The sequence below is a fragment of the Pseudomonas sp. MF4836 genome (genome assembly GCF_002018875.1).
Classification (GTDB): Bacteria; Pseudomonadota; Gammaproteobacteria; order Pseudomonadales; family Pseudomonadaceae; genus Aquipseudomonas.
Genome location: NZ_MVOL01000011.1, coordinates 117,207 through 139,847, shown reverse-complemented (window position 1 = coordinate 139,847; position 22,641 = coordinate 117,207). Strand labels below are relative to the sequence as shown.

Here is a 22,641-nt window from a genome sequence, read left to right as displayed (position 1 = left end):
AGTGTCTCTGATCGCTTCTGACCACTTCCGCATCGTTGTCGGCCTCGGCAAGAGCGGCATGTCCCTGGTTCGCTTCCTGGCGAGCCGGGGCGTGGCGTTTGCCGTGGCCGATACGCGGGAAAATCCACCGGAGCTGGTCACGCTGCGCCGTGACTACCCGCAGGTGGAAGTGCGTTGTGGCGAGCTGGATGTGGAGTTCCTGTGCCGCGCCGATGAGCTCTACGTGAGCCCCGGCCTGGCCTTGGCGACCCCAGCCCTGCAAGCGGCGGCTGCCCGCGGTGTGAAGCTGTCCGGTGATATCGAGCTGTTCGCGCGTAACGCGAAGGCGCCGATCGTCGCCATCAGCGGTTCCAACGCCAAGAGCACCGTGACCACCCTGGTCGGCGAAATGGCTGCTGCTGCGGGCAAACGCGTAGCCGTGGGCGGCAACCTCGGCACTCCAGCGCTGGACCTGCTCAGCGACGACGTCGAGCTGTACGTCATGGAACTCTCCAGCTTCCAGCTGGAAACCACCGACCAGCTCAACGCCGAAGTGGCCACCGTGCTCAACATCAGCGAAGACCACATGGACCGCTACAGCGGCCTGCCGGCCTATCACCTGGCCAAGCACCGGATCTTCCGTGGCGCGCGGCAAGTGGTGTTCAACCGCCAGGATGCGCTGACCCGGCCATTGATCGGTGAAGGTTTGCCGTGCTGGACCTTCGGTCTCGGCGTGCCCGATTTCAAGGCGTTCGGCCTGCGTGAAGAGCAGGGCGAGAAGTACCTGGCCTTCGGCCTACAGAACCTGATGCCAGTGAGCGAGCTGAAAATCCGTGGCGCGCACAACCAGTCCAATGCCCTGGCAGCCCTGGCCCTCGGGCACGCGGTTGGCCTGCCCTTCGATGCCATGCTCGCCAGCCTGCGGACCTTTGCCGGTCTTGAGCACCGCTGCCAGTGGGTACGAGACCTGGACGGTGTGGCCTACTACAACGATTCCAAAGCCACCAACGTTGGTGCCGCCCTGGCGGCCATCGAAGGCCTGGGCTCGGACATCAGCGGCAAGCTGGTGCTGATTGCCGGTGGCGATGGCAAGGGTGCCGACTTCAAGGACCTGCGCAATCCGGTCGCCGCCAACTGCCGGGCCGTGGTGTTGATGGGCCGTGACAGTGAATTGATTGCCGCAGCGATAGGCGACGCGGTGCCGTTGGTTCGGGTGCAGTCGTTGCTCGAGGCGGTCGAGCGCAGCCGCGCATTGGCCGAGCCTGGAGATGCGGTGCTGCTGTCGCCGGCGTGCGCCAGTTTCGACATGTTCAAGAACTACGAAGAGCGTGGGCAGCTGTTTGCCCAGGCTGTGGAGGGCTTGGCATGAACCTCGGGAACATCATCAAGCCTTATCCGTCGCCGATCATTACCGGGCGCGGTATCGACCTCGACTTCCCGATGCTCGCCGGCTGCCTGGCCTTGCTCGGCCTGGGCCTGGTGATGATCACCTCGGCCTCGTCTGAAGTAGCCGCGGTGCAATCGGGCAATCCGCTGTATCACATGATTCGCCACCTGATTTACCTGGTGATCGGCCTGGGCGCGTGCATCGTGACCATGATGATTCCGATCGCCACCTGGCAGCGCCTGGGCTGGCTGATGCTGATTGGTGCCTTTGGTTTGCTGGTGATGGTGCTGTTGCCGGGTATCGGCCGTGAGGTCAACGGCTCGATGCGCTGGATCGGCTTCAGCTTCTTCAACGTGCAGCCTTCGGAAATCGCCAAGGTATTTGTGGTGATCTACCTCGCCGGTTATCTGGTGCGGCGGCAGAAGGAAGTGCGCGAAAGCTGGATGGGCTTCTTCAAGCCGTTCATCGTCCTCCTGCCCATGGCCGGCCTGTTGCTGATGGAGCCCGACTTCGGCGCCACCGTGGTCATGATGGGGGCGGCCGCGGCCATGCTCTTCCTCGGCGGCGTAGGCCTGTTCCGTTTCACCTTGATGGTAGTGCTGGCAGTGGCGGCGGTGACCATTCTGGTCCAGGCCCAACCCTACCGGATGGCCCGTCTGATTACCTTCACCGACCCCTGGGCCGACCAGTTTGGTTCCGGTTACCAGTTGACCCAGGCGCTGATCGCCTTCGGTCGTGGTGAGTGGCTGGGTGTCGGGCTGGGCAACAGTGTGCAGAAGCAGTTCTACCTGCCTGAAGCCCACACCGACTTCGTGTTCTCGGTACTCGCCGAAGAGCTGGGCGTGGTCGGTTCGCTGGCTACCGTCGGGCTGTTTGTATTCGTTTGCGTGCGCGCCATGTACATCGGTTTGTGGGCCGAGAAGGCCAAGCAATTTTTCGCCGCTTATGTGGCGTATGGCCTGGCGTTCCTGTGGATTGGTCAGTTCCTGATCAATATCGGGGTAAACGTCGGCCTGCTGCCGACCAAGGGCCTGACGCTGCCGTTCCTCAGTTATGGCGGCAGTTCGTTGGTGATCTGCTGCGCCTGTCTGGGCTTGCTGCTGCGCATCGAGTGGGAGAGTCGAACCCACCTGGGCAGCGAGGAGATGGAGTTCAGCGAGAGCGACTTCGCCGAGGAGCCAAGCCATGGGCGCTAATGTGCTGATCATGGCCGGCGGCACCGGCGGCCACGTGTTCCCGGCCCTGGCCTGTGCCCGCGAGTTCGAAGCCCGTGGCTACACCGTGCATTGGCTCGGGACCCCGCGTGGCATCGAAAACGAACTGGTGCCCGGCGCTGGCTTGCCGTTGCACTTGATCAACGTCACCGGTCTGCGAGGCAAGGGCAAGTTGTCCCTGCTCAAGGCCCCGTTCGTGCTGATCAAGGCCGTGCTCCAGGCCCGCAAAATCATTGCTCAACTGAAACCGGTCTGTGTATTGGGTTTTGGTGGTTATGTGACTGGCCCTGGCGGCGTCGCGGCGAAACTGTCCGGCGTGCCGGTAATTGTTCACGAACAGAACGCCGTCGCCGGTACCGCCAATCGGCTGCTGGTGCCGTTGGCTGCCCGAGTCTGCGAAGCTTTCCCGGACACCTTTGCTGCCTCCGACAGCCGGCGCACCACCGGCAATCCGGTACGCCGCGAGCTGTTCCTCGATACCCCGCGCCAGGACCTGGCCGGACGCAAGGCGCGGTTGCTGATTCTGGGCGGAAGCCTGGGGGCGGAACCGTTGAATAAATTGCTGCCAGAAGCCCTGGCGCTGGTCGCGGCCGAGCTGCGTCCGGAGGTGTTTCATCAGGCCGGCAAAAACCATGATGAAGTGACTGCCGAGCGTTATCGCGCCGCTGGCGTCGAGGCGCAAGTGCAGCCCTTTATCAAAGACATGGCCCAAGCCTATGGCTGGGCCGACCTGGTGGTCTGTCGCGCAGGTGCGCTGACTGTCAGTGAACTGGCTGCCGCCGGTCTGCCCTCGATGCTGGTGCCTTTGCCCCACGCGATCGACGATCACCAGACTCGCAATGCCGATTATTTGGCTCGTGAAGGCGCTGCTTTCCTGATGCCGCAAAGAACGACTGGTGCTGCGGATCTAGCCGCACGCCTGACAGAGGTCTTGATGCAACCGGAACGACTTAACAACATGGCCGACGCCGCGCGTCGCCTGGCCAAACCCGATGCTACCCGCAATGTGGTCGATATCTGCCTGGAGGTGGCCCATGGTTGAGAACCAGAAAGCCATGCATCAGCCGGAAATGCGCCGCATCCGTCGTATTCACTTCGTCGGTATCGGCGGCGTGGGCATGTGCGGGATCGCCGAAGTGCTGCTGAACCTGGGCTATCAAGTCTCGGGCTCCGACCTCAAGGCGTCGCCGGTCACTGAGCGCCTGGAGTCTTTCGGTGCGCAGATCTTTATCGGCCACCGTGCCGAGAACGCTGCCAGTGCCGATGTGCTGGTGGTGTCCAGTGCCGTGAACACCTCCAACCCGGAAGTCGCCACCGCCCTGGAGCGCCGGATCCCGGTGGTGCCGCGGGCCGAAATGCTCGCCGAGCTGATGCGTTATCGCCACGGCATCGCCGTGGCCGGTACTCATGGCAAGACCACCACCACCAGCCTGATCGCATCGGTGTTTGCCGCTGGCGGCCTGGACCCAACGTTCGTCATCGGTGGCCGGCTGAATGCAGCAGGCACCAATGCACAACTGGGGACCAGCCGTTACCTGATCGCCGAGGCCGATGAAAGCGACGCCAGCTTCCTGCACCTGCAACCGCTGGTGGCCGTGGTCACCAACATCGATGCCGATCACATGGCAACGTACGACGGCGACTTCAACAAGCTGAAGAAAACCTTCGTCGAGTTCCTGCACAACCTGCCGTTCTACGGTTTGGCAGTGGTCTGCCTGGATGATCCGGTGGTTCGCGAGATCCTGCCGTTGGTCAAGCGTCCGACCGTTACCTACGGTTTCAGCGAAGACGCCGACGTACGGGCGATCAATGTTCGCCAGCAAGGCATGCAGACCTTCTTCACCGTGCTGCGTCCCGACCGGGCGCCACTGGATGTGTCGGTGAACATGCCCGGTAATCACAACGTGCTCAATTCCCTGGCGACCATCTGCATCGCCAGCGATGAAGGCGTCAGCGATGAAGCCATTGTCCAGGGCCTTTCGGGCTTCCAGGGCGTGGGTCGTCGCTTCCAGGTCTACGGTGAGCTGCCGGTAGAAGGCGGCAACGTGATGCTGGTGGACGATTACGGTCACCACCCGACTGAAGTGGCCGCCGTGATCAAGGCCGTGCGTGGTGGCTGGCCTGAGCGTCGTCTGGTGATGGTTTACCAGCCGCACCGCTACAGCCGGACCCGTGATCTGTACGACGACTTTGTGCAGGTCCTGGCGGACGCCAACGTACTGCTGCTGATGGAAGTCTATCCGGCCGGCGAAGAGCCGATCCCGGGGGCCGACAGCCGTCAGCTGTGCCACAGCATTCGTCAGCGTGGGCAATTGGACCCGATCTACATCGAGCGTGGCGTCGACCTGGCGCCGCTGGTCAAGCCGTTGCTGCGTGCCGGCGACATTCTGTTGTGCCAGGGCGCCGGTGATATCGGCGGCCTCGCGCCGAAACTATTGAGCAGCCCGCTGTTTGCCGGTGCTGTGGCTGCTGTACAGGGGAAGTCGAAATGACCGGCGCCTACGCCAACCTGTTCTCGACCATCGAGCCGCAAGCCTTCGGCCGCGTCGCCGTGCTCTTCGGTGGCAAGAGCGCCGAGCGCGAAGTCTCGCTCAAGTCCGGCAATGCCGTGCTCCAGGCCCTGCAAAGCGCCGGTGTCGATGCGTTCGGCATCGACGTCGGTGATGACTTCCTGCAGCGCCTGCTGAACGAGAAGATCGATCGCGCCTTTATCATTCTTCACGGCCGTGGTGGTGAAGACGGCAGCATGCAGGGCCTGCTGGAGTGCCTGGGCATTCCTTACACCGGCAGCGGCATCCTCGCGTCGGCCCTGGCCATGGACAAACTGCGCACCAAGCAGGTGTGGCACAGCCTGGGTATTCCGACTCCGCGCCACAGCGTGCTGAGCAGCGAAGCCGACTGTATTTCTGCGGTGGCGGAACTGGGCCTGCCTTTGATCGTCAAACCGGCTCATGAAGGTTCCAGTATCGGTATGGCCAAGGTGACTTCCGCGTCAGAGTTGATCGACGCATGGAAAGCGGCCAGTACCTACGATTCGCAAGTCTTGGTTGAGCAATGGATTCAAGGTCCGGAGTTCACCATCGCGACGCTGCGTGACCAGGTGTTGCCTCCCATCGCCTTGGGCACGCCCCACACTTTTTACGACTACGACGCCAAGTACGTGGCTTCCGATACCCAGTACCGGATCCCATGCGGTCTCGATAGCGCCAAGGAACAAGAGCTCATGGACCTCACGGCGAAAGCCTGCGAGGCGCTGGGTATCGCCGGTTGGGGGCGTGCCGATGTGATGCAGGACGCCGACGGGCAGTTCTGGTTCCTGGAGGTCAACACGGCTCCTGGCATGACCGATCACAGCCTGGTGCCGATGGCGGCTCGGGCGGCCGGCCTGGATTTCCAGCAATTGGTATTGGCGATCCTGGCGGCGAGCGTTGCCAGTCACGAAGAGGCGCGAGGTTAAGTCCATGCAAGGCGCATCGCTACGTCATCAGCCACCCGCACCCGGCCGCAAGCCGGTGCCGCGGGGTGCCAGCCGAATGGTGGCTAAAGAGCCGATGTCGGTGCGCCTGCCCAAAGCCAACTTCGGCTTCCTCAAGGCCCTGTTCTGGCCGGTGCTGCTGGTGGCGTTGGGTTTTGGCACTTACGAAGGCGCGCAGCGCCTGTTGCCTTATGCGGACCGGCCGATCACCAAGGTCGCGGTCCAGGGCGACCTGAGTTACATCAGCCAGCAAGCGGTGCAGCAGCGGATCGCGCCTTACGTGGCGGCGAGCTTCTTCACCATTGACCTGGCCAGCATGCGTACCGAGCTGGAGCAGATGCCATGGATCGCACATGCCGAGGTACGTCGCGTCTGGCCGGACCAGGTGGTTATCCGCCTGGAGGAGCAACTGCCCGTGGCCCGTTGGGGCGACGAGGCGTTGTTGAACAACCAGGGCCAGGCGTTTACGCCGCGTGAATTGGCCAACTACGAACACTTGCCGCAGTTGTTCGGCCCGCAGCGGGCCCAGCAGCAAGTGATGCAGCAGTATCAGGTGTTGAGTCAGATGCTGCGACCGATGGGCTTCTCGATCGCTCGTCTGGAGCTGCGTGAGCGCGGCAGCTGGTTCCTGACGACCGGGGCCGGCAGTGCGGGCTCGGGTATCGAGTTGTTGCTGGGCCGCGATCATCTGGTGGAGAAGATGCGCCGCTTTATTGCCATTTATGAAAAAACGCTGAAAGAACAGATTACGAACATTGCGCGCATCGATCTGCGCTACGCCAACGGCCTGGCCGTTGGCTGGCGGGAACCTGTAGCGCCCACGACGGCCCAACCCGCCGTCGCGAAGAATTAAGAAGAGGCAGGACCATGGCAAATGTGCAAAGCGGCAAAATGATCGTCGGTCTCGATATCGGCACCTCCAAAGTGGTGGCGCTGGTGGGTGAGGTCGGGGCCGATGGCACGCTGGAAATCGTCGGTATCGGTACCCATCCGTCCCGCGGCCTGAAGAAGGGCGTGGTGGTGAATATCGAGTCCACCGTGCAGTCCATCCAGCGCGCCGTCGAAGAAGCGCAACTGATGGCTGGATGCCGCATTCACTCGGCGTTTGTCGGTGTGGCCGGCAATCACATTCGCAGCCTGAACTCCCACGGCATCGTGGCGATTCGTGATCGTGAAGTCAGCTCGGCCGACCTCGAGCGGGTTCTCGATGCGGCCCAGGCCGTGGCGATTCCGGCTGACCAGCGGGTTTTGCACACCCTGCCGCAGGATTACGTGATCGATAACCAGGAAGGCGTACGTGAGCCCCTGGGCATGTCCGGCGTTCGCCTGGAAGCCAAGGTGCACGTGGTGACCTGCGCGGTCAATGCGGCACAGAACATCGAAAAGTGCGTGCGTCGCTGCGGTCTGGAAATCGACGACATCATTCTCGAGCAGTTGGCCTCGGCCTACTCGGTGCTGACCGACGACGAGAAAGAGCTGGGCGTGTGCCTGGTGGACATCGGTGGCGGTACCACCGACATCGCGATCTTCACTGAAGGCGCGATCCGGCATACCGCAGTGATCCCGATTGCCGGCGATCAGGTGACCAACGACATCGCCATGGCGCTGCGCACCCCGACCCAGTACGCCGAAGAAATCAAGATCCGCTACGCCTGCGCCCTGGCCAAGCTGGCCGGTGCCGGTGAAACCATCAAGGTTCCAAGTGTCGGCGACCGTCCGCCGCGCGAGCTGTCGCGTCAGGCCCTGGCCGAAGTGGTCGAACCGCGCTACGACGAGCTGTTCACCCTGATCCAGGCTGAACTGCGTCGCAGCGGCTACGAGGACCTGATCCCGGCCGGCATCGTGCTGACCGGCGGTACCTCGAAGATGGAAGGCGCGGTCGAGCTGGCCGAAGAGATTTTCCACATGCCGGTCCGCCTGGGCGTGCCGCACACCGTCAAGGGCCTGTCCGACGTGGTGCGCAACCCGATCTATTCCACCGGCGTCGGCTTGCTGCTGTACGGGCTGCAGAAACAGTCCGACGGGATTTCGTTCTCCGGCATCGGCAGCCGCGACAGCTACAGCAATGAAGAACCCAAGGCCGCCTTGCTCGATCGCATAAAGAGCTGGGTACAAGGCAATTTCTAAGCAGTGGTTTCAAGCGACACGTTTCAAGCGGCACGCAACAAAGCAGTAGGCAGTAGGCGAAAAAACTAGAGAAATGAAAGGAGAGGGAAAATGTTCGAACTCGTAGACAACATCCCGCAAAGCCCGGTAATCAAGGTTATTGGTGTTGGCGGTGGCGGCGGCAACGCGGTCAATCACATGGTCAAGAGCAACATTGAAGGCGTCGAGTTCATCTGCGCCAACACTGATGCCCAGGCGCTGAAAAGCATCGGCGCGCGGACCATCCTGCAATTGGGCACCGGCGTGACCAAGGGCCTGGGTGCTGGCGCAAATCCGGAAGTCGGTCGTCAGGCCGCTCTGGAAGACCGCGAGCGCATTGCCGAGGTCCTGGCGGGCACCAACATGGTGTTCATCACCACTGGCATGGGCGGCGGTACCGGTACCGGTGCTGCGCCGATCATTGCCGAAGTGGCCAAGGAAATGGGGATCCTGACGGTCGCTGTCGTGACTCGTCCGTTCCCGTTCGAAGGTCGCAAGCGCATGCAGATCGCCGATGAAGGCATCCGCTTGCTGTCGGAAAGTGTCGACTCGCTGATCACCATCCCCAACGAGAAGCTGCTGACCATCCTCGGTAAGGACGCCAGCCTGCTGTCGGCTTTCGCCAAGGCTGACGATGTACTGGCCGGTGCCGTTCGCGGTATCTCCGACATCATCAAACGTCCGGGCATGATCAACGTCGACTTTGCCGACGTGCGTACCGTGATGAGCGAAATGGGCATGGCGATGATGGGCACTGGCTGCGCCAGCGGTCCGAACCGTGCACGTGAAGCCACCGAAGCGGCGATCCGCAACCCGTTGCTCGAAGACGTGAACCTGCAAGGTGCACGCGGCATCCTGGTGAACATCACCGCCGGTCCTGACCTGTCCCTGGGTGAGTACTCCGACGTGGGTAGCATCATCGAAGCCTTCGCTTCCGAGCACGCCATGGTCAAGGTCGGTACTGTTATCGATCCGGACATGCGCGACGAGCTGCACGTGACTGTGGTTGCAACAGGTCTGGGCGCGAAAATCGAGAAGCCGATGAAGGTGATCGACAACACCGTGCAAACCTCCATGGCTTCGCAGGCTCAACCAGCGCCTTCGCGTCAGGAGCTGCCGTCGGTGAACTACCGCGACCTGGATCGTCCAACCGTGATGCGCAATCAAGCTCAGTCGAGCGCTGCGACCGCGGCGAAGCTGAATCCGCAAGATGATCTGGACTATCTGGACATCCCGGCATTCCTGCGTCGCCAGGCCGATTGATGGAATGTATCAGGGGTATTAGGGTGATTGGTGTTCAGCAAAGGTCTGGTCTGCTATTATCGCCAGCCTTTGTTGATACCAGTTCGCAATTTGCGCTGAAGCGGCCCAAGCCATGATTAAACAACGCACCCTGAAGAATATTATCCGTGCCACAGGTGTAGGCCTGCACTCCGGGGAGAAGGTATACCTGACCCTCAAGCCTGCGCCTGTAGACACCGGCATTGTGTTTTGTCGTGCCGACCTGGACCCTGTGGTGCAGATTCCTGCTCGCGCGGAAAACGTTGGTGAAACCACTATGTCGACCACGCTGGTCAACGGTGACACCAAAGTGGACACGGTGGAGCACTTGCTCTCGGCCATGGCCGGCCTGGGCATCGATAACGCCTACGTCGAGCTCTCCGCGTCCGAAGTCCCAATCATGGATGGTAGCGCTGGACCCTTCGTATTCCTGATTCAATCTGCCGGCCTGGAAGAACAGGACGCAGCCAAGAAGTTCATTCGTATCCTGCGCGAAGTGACAGTGGAAGACGGCGACAAGCGCGCCACTTTCGTTCCTTTCGACGGTTTCAAGGTGAGCTTCGAGATCGATTTCGATCACCCGGTTTTCCGTGACCGCACCCAAAGTGCAAGCGTGGATTTTTCCAGCACTTCGTTTGTAAAAGAAGTCAGCCGCGCCCGTACCTTTGGTTTCATGAGTGATATCGAGTACCTGCGCAAGCACAACCTCGCACTCGGCGGCAGCGTGGAAAACGCCATCGTGGTCGACGCGGATGGTGTACTGAACGAAGACGGCCTTCGCTATGAAGACGAATTCGTGAAGCACAAGATCCTCGACGCAATTGGTGACCTCTACCTGCTGGGCAATAGCCTGATAGGTGAGTTCAAAGGCTTCAAGTCGGGCCATGCACTGAACAACCAGCTTCTGCGCAAACTCATTGCACAGAAAGATGCGTGGGAAGTCGTGACCTTCGAAGATGCCAGCACTGCACCGATCTCTTACATGCGTCCGGTTGCGGCCGTGTAAGTAACACTCTCTTTCCTTTTGTTTTTAAAGGCCACCCTCGGGTGGCCTTTTTTTATGGCCGTCAGTCAGGCATCGAGAGTCTGGCAGCCGCAGACGTCGGGCTGCTCGCGGCCAGGTCGGCCACCACCCGGTTACGGCCATGGGATTTGGCCTGGTACAGGGCTTTGTCGGCGTTGCGCAGCAGGTTTTCCGGGCTGATGTCCTGGCCCGCCGACCAGGTGCCGACCCCGATACTCACCGTCAGCGGCGTGGCGTTCTGGCCTACCGGCGCCAACTGTTCGATGCCGGCGCGGATCTGCTCGGCCAGGGCGCAGGCACCGGCCATGGTAGTTTCCGGCAGGATCACCGCGAACTCCTCGCCGCCATAGCGTGCTGCCAGATCCGCAGGACGGCGCACGCCGCCGCCGATCACATCGGCCACCGCACGCAGGGCGATATCGCCCAACTGGTGGCCGTGGCGGTCATTGAAGGCCTTGAAGTGGTCGACATCAATCATCAGCAGCGACAGGTTGTTGCCTGAACGCTGGGCCCTTGAGTACTCGCGAGCCAGGGTCTGGTCCATGGCGCGGCGGTTGGCCAGCCCGGTCAGCCCGTCAGTGGCGGCCAGTTGCTCCAGCTCTCGCTCGGCGCGCTGGCGCAGGCGCAGTTCGCGGCGCAGTAGCCAGGTCAGCCACAGCAAGCCGATGCACAAAATACCGGTCGCCAGGCTGACCACCAGGGCAGTACGGCGCCAGGCGGCGAACACTTCGTCGGTGGAGAGGGCAACAATCACGATCAGCGGCAACTGGCCGACCTGGGAGAAGGTGTACAGCCGGGCCTTGTGGTCGACGCTGGAAACACTGCTGAAGCTGCCGTTGCCTTCCTTGAGAATGCGCATGAAGTTCGGTCGATTGCTGAAGTCGCGGCCGATCAGGTCGTCGCCCAGGGGCGGTTGCTGAGCCAACAGAAAACCGTCGCTGCTGATCAGGTTCACCGAGCCATTACGGCCGACACTCAGGGTCTTGAACAGCGCATTGAAGTAATCCAGGCGCATGGCCGCCTCGGCCACCCCGAGAAACTCCCCCTGCTCGGACGACAAGCGACGGCTGAAACTGATGCGCCAATCCTGTTCTGCGCTGCGGCTGCGGAACGGGCGGCTGATCATCATCTGCGGGTCTGGGTTGTCGACATGCACTTGAAAGTATTCGCGGTCGGCGAAATTGTCTGTGCGCGGTATGACCGAGGCTGAGTCGGCCACCACGTCGCCTTTGTTGTCCAGCAGCAGGATGTCGCCCTTGTGCGGCATGGTGGTGGCGCGATCGAACAATACCCGGTGGCGCACATCGGCCGGAATCCCGGCCAGATCCTTGAGGCGGGTGGCTTCGATCAGGCCACGCAGGGAGATGTCGTAGAGCTCGACGTTGTGCTCCACGTCGGCATCGATCAATTGCACGATGTTCGTGGCCGAGCGCACCGCGACCAACTTGGCGCTGCCGTGTTCGCGGATCAGCAGGTAGGTCACGATGCACAGGATGGCGATGACCGTCAGGGAACTGCCGGCCAGCAGCATCCACTCGGATTGGCTGGGGGGCGGGCGTGAAGGAGTCGCACTGTGTGCACGCATGTTTCTGGCTTCTGCTGGCGGACGGGGAAGGAGGCCGCTAGCAGAGTGACAGAGAGCCGTCATTGCCTTGGCGTTTGCCCAGCCACACGCAAAAAAAAGGCCAGCAATGACGCTGGCCTCCGGTTTTTTAGGTGTTCAGAAGATATTTAGCGGGTAGTCGACGATCACCCGGTACTCATCGGTGTCGTTATCCAGCTCGCCATACCCGTTGCCGCCGCGGTTGGTCGCCCATTGCAGGCGCAGCGCCAGGTCCTTGGCCGAGCCGCTTTGCACCACGTACTTGAGGTCGATATCGCGTTCCCAGTGTTTGGCGTGCTTGCCATCGGCGCTGTACCAGCTGGCATAGCCGCGGCTCTCGGGATCAGCCTTGGTCAGGTCCAGCTCACCCCGGGAATAGGACACCGCCGACGTCAGGCCCGGCAGGCCCAGGCCGACAAAGTCATAGGCGTACTTGAGCTTCCACGAACGTTCGTTGGGGCCGTTGAAGTCCGAATACTGCTGCGAGTTATCCAGGTAGATGCTGTCGCCCTGGCTGATGTAGTCGAACGGCGTGTTGCCGTTGACCCGCTGGTAGGCCGCCGTAACGCTGTGGTTACCCACGCCGACGGTGAAGTGCAGGCTGTAGGTGTTGTTGTCGATGGAGCCCAGCAGCGCCTGGCCGGTGTCCTGGGTGTGGTAGACGTGCAGGCCCGGGTTGAGGCTGACCAGCTCATTCACCGCGTAGGTGTAGTCCAGGTCGTAGTAGTACTGGTTCCAGATGTCCTTGAGCTCGGAGGCGTAGAGGCTGCTGGTCAGGCCTGGAACGCCGCTCCAGGCGGTGCCGATCCAGTTCAGGTGCAAGGATTCATCACCATCGCGCAGCGAACCATAGGACGTGCCGATGCGTTTGTGCCCGCTCTGGTTGTAAGGCTTGGTAAAGCTGGCCTGGCCCCCTTCGATCAGCCAACCGTCGAAACTGTGATTGCTCAGGCTCACGCCACGAAAGGTCTGCGGCAGCATCCGGCTCTGGCCGCCGGCGATCACCGGGTTATTCAGGAACAGGTCACCGGCTTTGAGTTCGGTGTCGAAGGCGCGCATTTTCAAGGTCGCCCCCGCCGTCGAGAACGACCCCGGCGCTTTGCCGTTGCCATCGCTGATGGGCAGGATGCTCGAGCCGTCCGTGCCGCCACCGCCGTCGAGTTTCAACCCGAGCATGGCATTGGCATCGATGCCGAAACCGACGGTGCCCTGGGTATAGCCGGATTCGAAAATCCCCAGGAAACCTTGGCCCCATTCGATGTTGTCATCGTTTTGCTGATGCCGATTGCGGTTCATGTAGTAGTTGCGAGCGTTGAGCTTGAGGCTTGAGCCCTCGACAAAGCCTTCGGCCGGCGGCGCTTCGGCGGCTTGGGCCTGGCTGCAGATCGTTGCAGCCAATGCAATGAATAGCGGGGTAAAAATGAAGGGTGTCTGCATCGGGATGGAGCTCCTTGAGGTGGATAACGGTCATTTTTTATTGTGGATTCGGTGCTGCTTGTTCTGTGGAATACGCCCTCCATGGGCGCATTCTGATGGCAAAAAAAAGCCGCTGAAGGCAGCGGCTTTAAGACAACTCACTCCGGGGTTACAAGCGGAGAAATTGTCGAGGGAAACGAGTCGGTAATGCGGATCAGCTGTCTTTCTGCGAGTCGGCCTGGCTGTGCTCGGCCGTTACTTTCTGGGCTTGTTCGGCGTTTTTCTGCTGGGCGGCCAGGGCCACTTGCGCTTCCTGGAAGGCCTCTGCACGTGCCGCGTTGCGCGCGGCGAATGCCTGGGACTCTTCGGCCATCGCCAGTGGGGCGACGAACAGGGAAGACAAAACAAATGCGCTGGCAATACCCATGACGTTGGACATTTCTGAAGACCTTCTTGCAGAGCAAGTCAAATTCGGTGCGACAAAAATATAGGGCTGAGGCGCTCGGAAAAAGAGCTGAACAGGATAAGGACTGTTACCGAAAAAACAACAGTGGCTGTGGTTTATCTGTAAAGGCAGCGGCGTCGGCCCCTGGGGCGGGGGGCTTAGACCGGCAGGTAAATGCCAAAGGTATTGATGCCCGCGTTACTGCGCACGAACACATCGCCGCCATGCATCAGGGCGATGGCCTTGACGATGGCCAGCCCCAGGCCATGGTTGGCGCCGCTGTTGCTGCGCGAGGCGTCGACCCGATAGAACCGCTCGAACAGGCGCGGCAGGTGTTCGTTGGCAATGCCCTGGCCAGGGTTGCTGACGGCGATCGCCACCTGGTGTTCCTGAACCTCGATCCGCACCTGGATCATCTGGCCGGGGGCGGTGTGCTGTACGGCGTTGCTCAGCAGGTTGATCAAGGCGCGACGCAGGTGGGCGATTTCGATCGAGACCAGGGCGTCGCCGCTGACTTCGACCTTGACCTGGGCGTCTTCGAGGATGAAATCCAGGTAGTCGAGGGTGGTCGCCACTTCGCTGGCCAGGGAGGTGGCGGTGAGTTTGGTGGCCTTGCTGCCCTGGTCGGCGCTGGCCAGGAACAGCATGTCGTTGATGATCGAGCGCAACCGCTCGAGCTCTTCCAGGTTCGATTGCAGGACCTCGAAATAATGCTCTGCCGAACGTCCCCGGGTCAGGGCCACCTGGGTCTGGCCGATCAGGTTGGTCAGGGGCGAGCGCAGTTCGTGGGCCACGTCGGCATTGAACGACTCAAGCCTTGAATAGGCTTGCTCGACCCGTTCCAGGGTCGAGTTGAAGGAGTTGACGAACTGGCTCAACTCCGGCGGCAGTGGTGACAGTTGCAAGCGTCCGGTCAGCCGTGGCGGGGCCAGGCGCTGGGCCTCCTGGGACAGTTTGATCAACGGCTTGAGGCCGATCCGCGCCACCCAGTAACCCAATGCCGACGCCAGCAACACGCCGACAATGGCCAGGCTGATCAGGGCCATCAGCAGTTGGTGCTGGGTTTGGTAAAAGGTCTCGGTGTCGATGGCGATCAGAAAGCGCAGGGGCGGACGCTGATCCTTGGCCGGTAACTGGCTGACCAGCACTTTCAGCGGGTATGGGTGCTCGGCCAGATTCAGGTCGCGCATGCCCAGGGGCCCCAGGGCCAGTTCGCGGACCTGTGCATCCGGGTCGCCGTACTCGTAGTGGGCGTCACCGCTGACCACCCAGAATCGAATGCGCTTGTCTTCTTCGCTGAGCAGCTTGAGCTTGGCGTTGATCTTGGCCCAGTGCTCGGGGGTGCCATAGCGCGTCAGCGCCGACTCCAGCACGCTGTAGCGCGCATCCAGTTCGGCCTCGGGCAACAGGCCCAAGCCCTTGTCCACCTGCTGGTACAGCGCGCCACCGATCAGCACGAACACCAGCAACGCCACCAGGGTGAACATGCCGCTCAGGCGCAGAGCGATGCTGTTACTGGACACCGCGGCTCTCCAGCACGTAACCCATGCCGCGGATGGTGTGCAGCAGTTTCTCCTCGAAAGGCCCGTCGAGCTTGGCCCGCAGGCGTTTGATCGCGACTTCGACCACGTTGGCATCGCTGTCGAAATTGATGTCCCAGACCATTTCCGCAATCGCGGTTTTCGACAGGATCTCGCCCTGGCGCCGGGCCAGTACGCTGAGCAGCGAGAACTCCTTGGCGGTCAGGTCGAGGCGGGTTCCGGCGCGGCTGGCCTTGCGGCTGATCAGGTCGATCCACAGGTCGGCGATGCTGACCTGCACCGGCTCATGGCCGCCGCTGCGACGTGTCAGCGCCTGCAGGCGGGCCACCAGTTCGAGGAAGGAAAACGGCTTGCCGAGGTAATCGTCGGCGCCGTCGCGCAGGCCCTTGATCCGGTCTTCGACCCGCTCGCGGGCGGTGAGCATGATCACCGGGGTCTGCTTGCGCGCGCGCAGGGCGCGCAATACGCCGAAGCCGTCGAGGCCCGGCAGCATCACGTCGAGCACGATCACCGCGTAATCGCTTTCCAGGGCCAGGTGCAGGCCTTCGACGCCATCGCGTGCCAGGTCCACGGTGTAACCCTGTTCCGTCAGGCCGCGGTGCAGGTAATCCGCGGTTTTTTCTTCATCTTCGATAATCAGAACGCGCATGACCCCGCCTCAGGTAGTGGTCGCCAGCACCGGGGCTGGTTTGGGCCGATGGAAGAGCCGCTCGAGCCACAAGTATATGACCGGAGTGGTGAACAGGGTCAGCGCCTGGCTCACCAGCAGCCCGCCGACCACGGCAATCCCCAGTGGCTGGCGCAGCTCGGCGCCGGTGCCGTAGCCGAGCATCAGCGGCAGGGCGCCGAGCAGGGCGGCCAGGGTCGTCATGATGATCGGCCGGAACCGGGTGATACAGGCCTGGTAGATCGCCTCTTCAGGGGGCAGGCCGCCACGGCGTTGGGCGTCCAGGGCGAAGTCGATCATCAGGATGCCGTTTTTCTTGACGATGCCGATCAGCAGCACCAGCCCGATCAGGGCCATGATCGAAAAGTCCTGGCCCAGCAGCCAGAGCATCATCAGCGCCCCCAGGCCGGCAGAGGGCAGGGTCGAGATGATGGTCAGCGGGTGCACGAAGCTCTCGTAGAGCACCCCGAGAATGATGTACACCGCCACCAGCGCCGCCAGGATCAACCAGGGCTGGCTGGCCAGGGAACTCTGGAAGGCCTGGGCCGCGCCCTGGAAGTTGCCGCTGATGGCCGCCGGCATGCCGATCTCGGTCTTGGCCTGGTTGAGCAGGATCACCGCATCGCCCAGGGCCACGCCAGGGGCCAGGTTGAACGACAGGTTGGCGGCCGGGAACATGCCGTCATGGGCGATCGACAGCGGGCCGATGGTCGGTGCATCGAAGCGTGCCAGGGCCGAGAGCGGCACCATCTCCCCGCTCAGGGGCGAGCGCAGGTAGAAGTAGTAGAGGCTTTCGGCTTTGCCGCGCTGGCGGGTGTCGAGTTCGAGGATCACGTTGTACTGGTTGATCTCGGTCTGGAACTCGTTGATCTGCCGTTGGCCGAAGGCATCGTACAGGGCCTCGTCGACATCGCTGGCGGTCAGGCCGAAGCGGGCGGCGGCGACCCGATCGATATTGATATGGGTAATGCTGCCGCCCAGCTGCAGGTCGTTGGAAATATCGCGGAAGGCCGGGTTGCTGCGCAGTTTTTCCGTCAGGCGCTGGGTCCAGGTGCTCAATGTCGGGCCGTCGTTGCTCTTGAGTACGTATTGGTACTGGGCGCGGCTCGGGCCGGAGCTGAGGTTGATGTCCTGGCCGGCGCGCAGGTAGAGCACGACCCCGGGGATTTTCATCAGCTGCGGACGGATCCGGTCGATAAAGGCGCTGGCGGACACGTCGCGCTCGCTGCGTTTTTTCAGGGCGATCCAGAACCGGCCGTTGGCGATGGTCTGGTTGCTGCCCGAGACCCCGACCGAATGAGAGAAGGCCGCTACTGCCGGGTCAGCCGCCACGATCTCGGCCAGTGCCTGATGTTTTTTCACCATGTCGGGGTAGGAGATATCCGCAGCGGCTTCGGTGGTGCCGAGGACGAAACCGGTGTCCTGCACCGGGAAGAAGCCCTTGGGAATGAAGATGTAGCCGACCACGGCCATGGCCAGGGTCAGGGCGAAAATCCCCAGCATCAGCTTCTGGTGGGCCAGGGCCCGGCGCAGGCCGCGTTCATAAAGGGCCAGCAGGCGTTCGCCGAACCCCGGCTTGGCGTGTGCCTCATGCACCGGGGCGCGCATGAACAGGGCCGCGAGAGTGGGGGCCAGGGTCAGGGACACCACCACCGAAATCATGATGGTGCTGGTGGCCGTCAGGGCGAATTCCTTGAACAGGCGCCCGACCACGCCCCCCATGAACAGCAGCGGAATAAACGCCGCCACCAGCGAGAAGCTGATGGAAACCACGGTAAAGCCGATCTCGCCGGCGCCCTTGATCGCCGCTTCGCGCATGCCGTCGCCGGCTTCCAGGTGGCGGTGGATGTTCTCCACCACCACGATGGCGTCGTCCACCACAAAGCCCACGGCCACCACGATCGCCACCAGGGTCAGGTTGTTCAGGCTGAACCCCAGCAGGTACATCAGGGCAAAACTGGCGATCAGCGACACCCCCAGCACGGCCGAGACAATCAGGGTCGCCGACCATTGGCGCAGGAACAGCGCCATCACCGCGACCACCAGCAGCACCGCGATCAGCAGGGTGATCTCCACTTCGTGCAGGGAGGCGCGAATGGTCTGGGTGCGGTCGATCAGCACCTTGACCTGGACCGACGCCGGAAGCATGGCTTCAAGACCCGGCAGGGCGGCCTGAATCCGGTCCACGGTCTCGACGATATTGGCCCCCGGCTGGCGCGAAATTACCAGGTTGACCCCCGGTTGGTCGCCGGACCAGGCCTGGATATAGGCGTCCTCGGGGCCACTGACCACCCGCGCCACATCCTTGAGGTGCACCGGCGCGCCATCCTTGTAGGAAACAATGAGCTGGCTGTACTCCTCGGGGTGGAACAACTGGTCGTTGGTCGACAGCGTGGAAATACTCGATTCGCCGTACAACGCACCCTTGGCCAGGTTGAGGCTGGTTTGCTGGATCGCCAGGCGGATATCGGCCAGGGTCAGGCCAATGGCTGCCAGCTTGTCGGCTGAAGCCTGGACCCGGATCGCCGGCCGTTGCTGCCCGGTGATGTTGATTTGCCCGACACCGTCGATCTGGCTGATCTGACGTGCCAGCAGGGTTTCCGCGTAATCGCTGAGTTCGGTGCCGGGCATCTGGGTCGAGCTGATGCTGAGGATCAGCACCGGGCTGTCGGCGGGGTTGACCTTCTTCCAGGTCGGCAGGGTCGGCATGTCCTTGGGCAGTTTGCCGGCAGCGGTGTTGATCGCCGCCTGAACTTCCTGGGCCGCGGTGTCGATGCTTTTATTCAGGGTGAACTGCAAGGTCAGCAGGGATGAGCCCAGGGCGCTGCTCGAGGTCATCTGGGTCATGCCGGGGATGGCGCTGAACTGCACTTCCAGGGGCGTGGCCACCGACGAGGCCATGGTGTCGGGGCTGGCGCCGGGCAGGGTGGCCGAGACCTGGATAGTCGGGAACTCGGCTTCCGGCAGCGGCGCGATGGGCAGGCGCGGAAAGGCGATCAAGCCCACCAGCACCAGGGCGAAGGTCAGCAGGACGGTGGCGACCGGATGGTCGACGCACCAGGCTGAGACCGAACCGTGGCCCTTCATGGCTTGAGCTCCGCGTCAGCGGCTTGCACCACCTGGGGCGGATCGCCGAGCACCTGCACCTGGGAGCCCGGCTTGAGCCGGGATTGGCCGTCGCTGACCAGCACATCCCCGGCCTGCACGCCCTGGATGATGTTCAGGCCACTGTCCTGATAGAGCATCTGCACCGGCACCACTTCCACCTTGTCGCCCTGTACCCGGTACACGAAGTGCTGGTCGAGGCCGCGCTGCACCACCGTGGGCGGTACGGTCAGGGCATTTTTGTCGAGGGCGGTCTGGATCTGGATCGTCACCAGTTGCCCGGGCCAAAGCTTCTGCTGGTCATTGGCGAACTCGGCCTTGGCCCGCAGGGTGCCGGTGTTGGCGTTGATCTGGTTGTCGATCAGGGTCAGGTGGCCTTCGCCCAGCAGGTCGCCGCTGGTGCTGTCGGCGCCGATAAAGACTTTGACCGCCGCCGGGTCCTGGGCCTTGATCAGGCCCTGCAGGGTCGGCAGCATTTGCTGTGGCAGCGAAAACTCCACGGCAATCGGGTCGATTTGGGTCACTGAGAACAGACCCTGGGTATCGCTCATGCGGAGGAAGTTACCTTCATCCACGGTGCGAATACCCACGCGGCCGGTGACCGGGGAGCGTATCTGGGTGTAGGAAAGCTGGACCTGGGCGGCGTCGATGGCGGCCTGATTGCCCTGGGCAGTGGCTTTGAGCTGGTTGACCAGGGCTTGCTGCTGGTCATAGGTCTGTTTCGAAATCCCGTCATCCACCGTCAGCAATTTGTAGCGCTTGAGATTGATCTGGGCCACCTGCAACTGCGCCTGGTTTTCCGCCAGTTGCGCCCGGGCCTGGTCGAGGCTGGCGCGGATCGAGCGGTCGTCGATGGTCGCCAGCAGGTCGCCGGCCTTGACCAGTTGCCCTTCCTTGACCAGGAGCCTGGTCAGGATGCCGTCGACCTGGGGCCGGATCACCACGCTGTGCAGCGACAGCACCGAGCCGATACCGCTGGTGTGACGCGGTACGTCCTTTTGCACCACTTCGACGACCCGCACCGGGATCGCGGTGGGGGCCGCCAGTTTGTGGGCGGCCGGCTTGTTCAGCAGCCACAGCCCACCGGCAACCAGTACGACAACGACGCCTAGGATCACGACTGTTCTTTTGGGTTTCCGCATGGGATAGAGCGCCGGGGCAATGGGATCGGGAGGAGGGGCCAGTATCAGTGCCTCACTTATAGCCGGCCAACCCAGTCAGCAAGGTGACGGCTAACTGACAGCGCTGTCAGTAATGGCTGACCATTCGTGCCTTGTCAGGTTAAAGATCTGAGACGCACAGGTATACTGCCGCCGTCTGTGGCCTGTCCCCGGCCATTTCACCTCTCCGGAGCTTCCATGAATTCCCCTACACAACCGCCTGTGTCCGACGCTGTGAGCGACGACCAGGTTGTCGAGCCAACCACCGTTGACACCGAAGACAAACCGGCGATCGCCGCGTTCAAGTTTCCGTTCAAGCCTTCCGAGTTTGCCCAGGCCAAAAATGCCAATCAGCCCTGGTACAAGGGCGGCGCTACCAATGGCCACACCAAGACTCCCGGTGCAGCGCCTCCCGGCACCCGTCGCTCGATGGGCAAGCGCTGATCGCGCGATGCCTGCCGAGTTGGTCATATTTGCGCTTCTTAGCGGCAATGATGGCTAAATGATACAAACGTGAGCTGGATCAGTATTTGTGGGATCAGTGCGCTTAGAGTCAGCAGCCCTGCCGACTCTATCCCAACAATCCGAGCGCGCTCTCCATGAAGATCAACCTTCCAGTTACCGGGCGAAATGTGGACTTCGCCCCTGATGTTAACATCCTGTCGACCACCGATCTGACGAGCGCCATCACTTACGCCAACCCTGATTTCATCGAAATCAGCGGCTACGATCGAGACGAATTGTTGGGCTCGCCCCATAACCTGATGCGTCACCCGGACATGCCGTCTGCGGCGTTCGCCCATATGTGGCAAACCCTCAAGGCCGGTCGTTCATGGATGGGCCTGGTGAAGAACCGCTGCAAGAACGGCGATCACTATTGGGTCAGCGCCTACGTCACCCCGGTGACCCGCGACGGTCAGGCGGTTGAATACCAGTCGGTGCGCACCAAGCCCACGGTTCGGCAAATCGATGCCGCCGAAGCGGCCTATGCCCAACTGCGCAGCCCGCGTTCACCGTTATGGCGACGGCTGCCGGCGCTGGGGGTCAAGCTCAAGCTCTGGGCCCTGGTCAGTGGCGCATTTATGGCCAGCTTCCTTGCCTCGACCGTTCTTATGCCGCCTTCCGTATGGTCTCACGGCATGGCCGTGGCGACGGGCTGCGGCCTGAGTGCCCTGGGTATCTGCCTGCTGCTCAAACCCCTGGATCAACTGAGCGCCCGTGCCCGGCAGATTGCCGATAACCCCTTGAGCCAAGGCATCTACACCGGTCGCAGTGATGCCTTCGGCCAGATCGGGTTCGCCCTGCACATGCTGGAAGCCCAGGTCGGTGCGGTGGTCGGGCGGATCGGCGATGCGTCCCAGCGGCTGGCCGGGCATGCGGCCGAGTTGGTGGAGCATTTGCACAGCAGCCACAGCAGCACCCTGGAACAACAGGCGGAAACCGACCAGGTGGCGGCGGCGATCCATCAGATGGCCGCCAGCGTCGCCGAGGTCGCCAATCATGCCCAGCAGGCGTCCCAGGCCGCGGATCAGGCAGAGGGCGAAACCCGTGCCGGCCATCACCTGGTGGGCGAAAGCCGCAGCGCGGTACTGCTCCTGGCCAGCGAACTGGTGCGGGCCACCGAGGTGATTCACCAGTTGGAAAACCACAGCAGCGACATATCCGGGGTGCTGGACGTGATCCGCAGCATCGCCGAGCAAACCAACCTGCTGGCCCTGAATGCGGCCATCGAAGCGGCCCGGGCCGGTGAACAGGGGCGCGGTTTTGCCGTGGTGGCCGATGAGGTGCGCGGCCTTGCCCAGCGCACCCAGGATTCGACCAATGAAATCCAGCGCATGATCAGCACCCTGCAAAACGGTGCCCGGGATGCGGTGCAGGTGATGTTGCAGAGCAGCGAGCATGCGCAGAACAGTGTCGAACAGACCCAGCGCGCCGCCGTGGCCCTGGACGGCATCAGCCAGCGGGTCAATCAGATTACCGAGATGAGCCTGCAGATCGCGGCGGCGGTGGAAGAGCAAAGCGCGGTCAGCGAAGACATCAACCGTAATATCAGCGGCATCCGCAATGCCTGTGATGCCACAGTCAGCGCCGGCCAGCAGAGCCATATCAACTCCGGGGATGTGGCGGCGCTGGCCGGGGACCTGCAACAGCTGGCCCATGAGTTCTGGCACAAGCGCAGCTAGCCGGTGTCTGCCGGGT

18 protein-coding genes and 1 pseudogene are annotated in these 22,641 nt (G+C 62.3%); 12 read left to right on the top strand and 7 right to left on the bottom strand.

Going from position 1 to position 22,641, the window contains the following annotated elements; genetic code table 11:
• The first annotated feature begins 1 nt into the window (after position 1).
• The 9 genes from murD (at position 2) to lpxC (ending at position 10,487) form a co-directional block, all read left to right on the top strand.
• Positions 2-1,348, top strand: a complete 1,347-nt coding sequence (murD, locus tag MF4836_RS24115; RefSeq protein WP_078472397.1) for a UDP-N-acetylmuramoyl-L-alanine--D-glutamate ligase — start codon at positions 2-4, stop codon at positions 1,346-1,348.
• Positions 1,345-2,562 carry a putative lipid II flippase FtsW gene (gene ftsW, locus MF4836_RS24110; protein WP_078472396.1) on the top strand — a complete coding sequence of 406 codons (1,218 nt, stop codon included), beginning with the start codon at positions 1,345-1,347 and terminating at the stop codon, positions 2,560-2,562. Before murD ends, ftsW begins: the two co-directional genes overlap by 4 nt.
• On the top strand, positions 2,552-3,622 hold the full coding sequence (murG, locus tag MF4836_RS24105; protein ID WP_020297545.1) for an undecaprenyldiphospho-muramoylpentapeptide beta-N-acetylglucosaminyltransferase: 1,071 nt from the start codon (positions 2,552-2,554) through the stop codon (positions 3,620-3,622). Before ftsW ends, murG begins: the two co-directional genes overlap by 11 nt.
• On the top strand, positions 3,615-5,072 hold the full coding sequence (gene murC / locus MF4836_RS24100; protein ID WP_020297544.1) for a UDP-N-acetylmuramate--L-alanine ligase: 1,458 nt from the start codon (positions 3,615-3,617) through the stop codon (positions 5,070-5,072). Before murG ends, murC begins: the two co-directional genes overlap by 8 nt.
• Positions 5,069-6,037, top strand: a complete 969-nt coding sequence (locus MF4836_RS24095; RefSeq protein WP_078472395.1) for a D-alanine--D-alanine ligase — start codon at positions 5,069-5,071, stop codon at positions 6,035-6,037. The genes murC and MF4836_RS24095 overlap by 4 nt, the downstream gene beginning before the upstream one ends.
• A 4-nt stretch (positions 6,038-6,041) precedes the next feature.
• Complete coding sequence (locus MF4836_RS24090; RefSeq protein ID WP_078472394.1) at positions 6,042-6,908, top strand: cell division protein FtsQ/DivIB; 867 nt, start codon at positions 6,042-6,044, stop codon at positions 6,906-6,908.
• A gap of 14 nt (positions 6,909-6,922) precedes the next feature.
• Positions 6,923-8,182, top strand: a complete 1,260-nt coding sequence (ftsA, locus tag MF4836_RS24085) for a cell division protein FtsA (protein WP_020297541.1) — start codon at positions 6,923-6,925, stop codon at positions 8,180-8,182.
• A 90-nt stretch (positions 8,183-8,272) separates the two neighbouring features.
• The gene (gene ftsZ / locus MF4836_RS24080) at positions 8,273-9,463 is read left to right on the top strand and encodes a cell division protein FtsZ (protein ID WP_020297540.1); all 1,191 of its coding nucleotides are present in this window, start codon (positions 8,273-8,275) and stop codon (positions 9,461-9,463) included.
• A 112-nt stretch (positions 9,464-9,575) separates the two neighbouring features.
• Entirely contained in the window at positions 9,576-10,487 is a 912-nt protein-coding gene (gene lpxC / locus MF4836_RS24075) for a UDP-3-O-acyl-N-acetylglucosamine deacetylase (RefSeq protein WP_020297539.1), read from the top strand.
• Positions 10,488-10,548: 61 nt separating this feature from the next.
• Here lpxC and MF4836_RS24070 read toward each other — a convergent pair whose 3' ends face one another.
• The 7 genes from MF4836_RS24070 to MF4836_RS24040 form a co-directional block, all read right to left on the bottom strand.
• Positions 10,549-12,090 (bottom strand): sensor domain-containing diguanylate cyclase, encoded by a 1,542-nt coding sequence (locus tag MF4836_RS24070; protein WP_078472393.1) that lies wholly within the window; start codon positions 12,088-12,090, stop codon positions 10,549-10,551.
• Between the two features lie 135 nt (positions 12,091-12,225).
• Positions 12,226-13,545 carry an OprD family porin gene (locus MF4836_RS24065; RefSeq protein ID WP_078472392.1) on the bottom strand — a complete coding sequence of 440 codons (1,320 nt, stop codon included), beginning with the start codon at positions 13,543-13,545 and terminating at the stop codon, positions 12,226-12,228.
• A 193-nt stretch (positions 13,546-13,738) separates the two neighbouring features.
• Positions 13,739-13,963 (bottom strand): hypothetical protein, encoded by a 225-nt coding sequence (locus MF4836_RS24060; RefSeq protein ID WP_078472391.1) that lies wholly within the window; start codon positions 13,961-13,963, stop codon positions 13,739-13,741.
• Between the two features lie 164 nt (positions 13,964-14,127).
• Positions 14,128-15,492, bottom strand: coding sequence for a heavy metal sensor histidine kinase (locus MF4836_RS24055; protein WP_020297535.1), 1,365 nt, complete (start codon positions 15,490-15,492; stop codon positions 14,128-14,130).
• Positions 15,482-16,159, bottom strand: a complete 678-nt coding sequence (locus MF4836_RS24050; protein ID WP_020297534.1) for a heavy metal response regulator transcription factor — start codon at positions 16,157-16,159, stop codon at positions 15,482-15,484. The genes MF4836_RS24055 and MF4836_RS24050 overlap by 11 nt, the downstream gene beginning before the upstream one ends.
• Before the next feature lie 9 nt (positions 16,160-16,168).
• Positions 16,169-19,264 (bottom strand): multidrug efflux RND transporter permease subunit, encoded by a 3,096-nt coding sequence (locus MF4836_RS24045; protein ID WP_078472390.1) that lies wholly within the window; start codon positions 19,262-19,264, stop codon positions 16,169-16,171.
• On the bottom strand, positions 19,261-20,424 hold the full coding sequence (locus MF4836_RS24040; protein ID WP_078472389.1) for an efflux RND transporter periplasmic adaptor subunit: 1,164 nt from the start codon (positions 20,422-20,424) through the stop codon (positions 19,261-19,263). The genes MF4836_RS24045 and MF4836_RS24040 overlap by 4 nt, the downstream gene beginning before the upstream one ends.
• A 216-nt stretch (positions 20,425-20,640) precedes the next feature.
• Here MF4836_RS24040 and MF4836_RS24035 point away from each other — a divergent pair, with 216 nt between their 5' ends.
• The 3 genes and pseudogenes from MF4836_RS24035 to MF4836_RS24030 all read left to right on the top strand — a co-directional run bounded on the left by MF4836_RS24035 (position 20,641) and on the right by MF4836_RS24030 (position 22,625).
• Positions 20,641-20,886, top strand: a complete 246-nt coding sequence (locus tag MF4836_RS24035) for a hypothetical protein (RefSeq protein WP_078472388.1) — start codon at positions 20,641-20,643, stop codon at positions 20,884-20,886.
• Between the two features lie 155 nt (positions 20,887-21,041).
• Positions 21,042-21,323, top strand: a pseudogene (locus MF4836_RS36200) (PAS domain-containing protein); the annotation flags it as partial.
• A 258-nt stretch (positions 21,324-21,581) separates the two neighbouring features.
• Positions 21,582-22,625 carry a methyl-accepting chemotaxis protein gene (locus tag MF4836_RS24030; protein WP_443217391.1) on the top strand — a complete coding sequence of 348 codons (1,044 nt, stop codon included), beginning with the start codon at positions 21,582-21,584 and terminating at the stop codon, positions 22,623-22,625.
• The last annotated feature ends 16 nt before the right edge of the window (positions 22,626-22,641 follow it).

Coding starts and splice junctions, on each gene's coding strand:
- ftsW (WP_078472396.1), top strand. CDS start 1,345: ATGAACCTCGGGAACATCATCAAGCCTTATCCGTCGCCGATCATTACC.
- murG (WP_020297545.1), top strand. CDS start 2,552: ATGGGCGCTAATGTGCTGATCATGGCCGGCGGCACCGGCGGCCACGTG.
- murC (WP_020297544.1), top strand. CDS start 3,615: ATGGTTGAGAACCAGAAAGCCATGCATCAGCCGGAAATGCGCCGCATC.
- MF4836_RS24095 (WP_078472395.1), top strand. CDS start 5,069: ATGACCGGCGCCTACGCCAACCTGTTCTCGACCATCGAGCCGCAAGCC.
- MF4836_RS24090 (WP_078472394.1), top strand. CDS start 6,042: ATGCAAGGCGCATCGCTACGTCATCAGCCACCCGCACCCGGCCGCAAG.
- ftsA (WP_020297541.1), top strand. CDS start 6,923: ATGGCAAATGTGCAAAGCGGCAAAATGATCGTCGGTCTCGATATCGGC.
- ftsZ (WP_020297540.1), top strand. CDS start 8,273: ATGTTCGAACTCGTAGACAACATCCCGCAAAGCCCGGTAATCAAGGTT.
- lpxC (WP_020297539.1), top strand. CDS start 9,576: ATGATTAAACAACGCACCCTGAAGAATATTATCCGTGCCACAGGTGTA.
- MF4836_RS24070 (WP_078472393.1), bottom strand. CDS start 12,090: ATGCGTGCACACAGTGCGACTCCTTCACGCCCGCCCCCCAGCCAATCC.
- MF4836_RS24065 (WP_078472392.1), bottom strand. CDS start 13,545: ATGCAGACACCCTTCATTTTTACCCCGCTATTCATTGCATTGGCTGCA.
- MF4836_RS24060 (WP_078472391.1), bottom strand. CDS start 13,963: ATGTCCAACGTCATGGGTATTGCCAGCGCATTTGTTTTGTCTTCCCTG.
- MF4836_RS24050 (WP_020297534.1), bottom strand. CDS start 16,159: ATGCGCGTTCTGATTATCGAAGATGAAGAAAAAACCGCGGATTACCTG.
- MF4836_RS24045 (WP_078472390.1), bottom strand. CDS start 19,264: ATGAAGGGCCACGGTTCGGTCTCAGCCTGGTGCGTCGACCATCCGGTC.
- MF4836_RS24040 (WP_078472389.1), bottom strand. CDS start 20,424: ATGCGGAAACCCAAAAGAACAGTCGTGATCCTAGGCGTCGTTGTCGTA.
- MF4836_RS24035 (WP_078472388.1), top strand. CDS start 20,641: ATGAATTCCCCTACACAACCGCCTGTGTCCGACGCTGTGAGCGACGAC.
- MF4836_RS24030 (WP_443217391.1), top strand. CDS start 21,582: ATGGCCGTGGCGACGGGCTGCGGCCTGAGTGCCCTGGGTATCTGCCTG.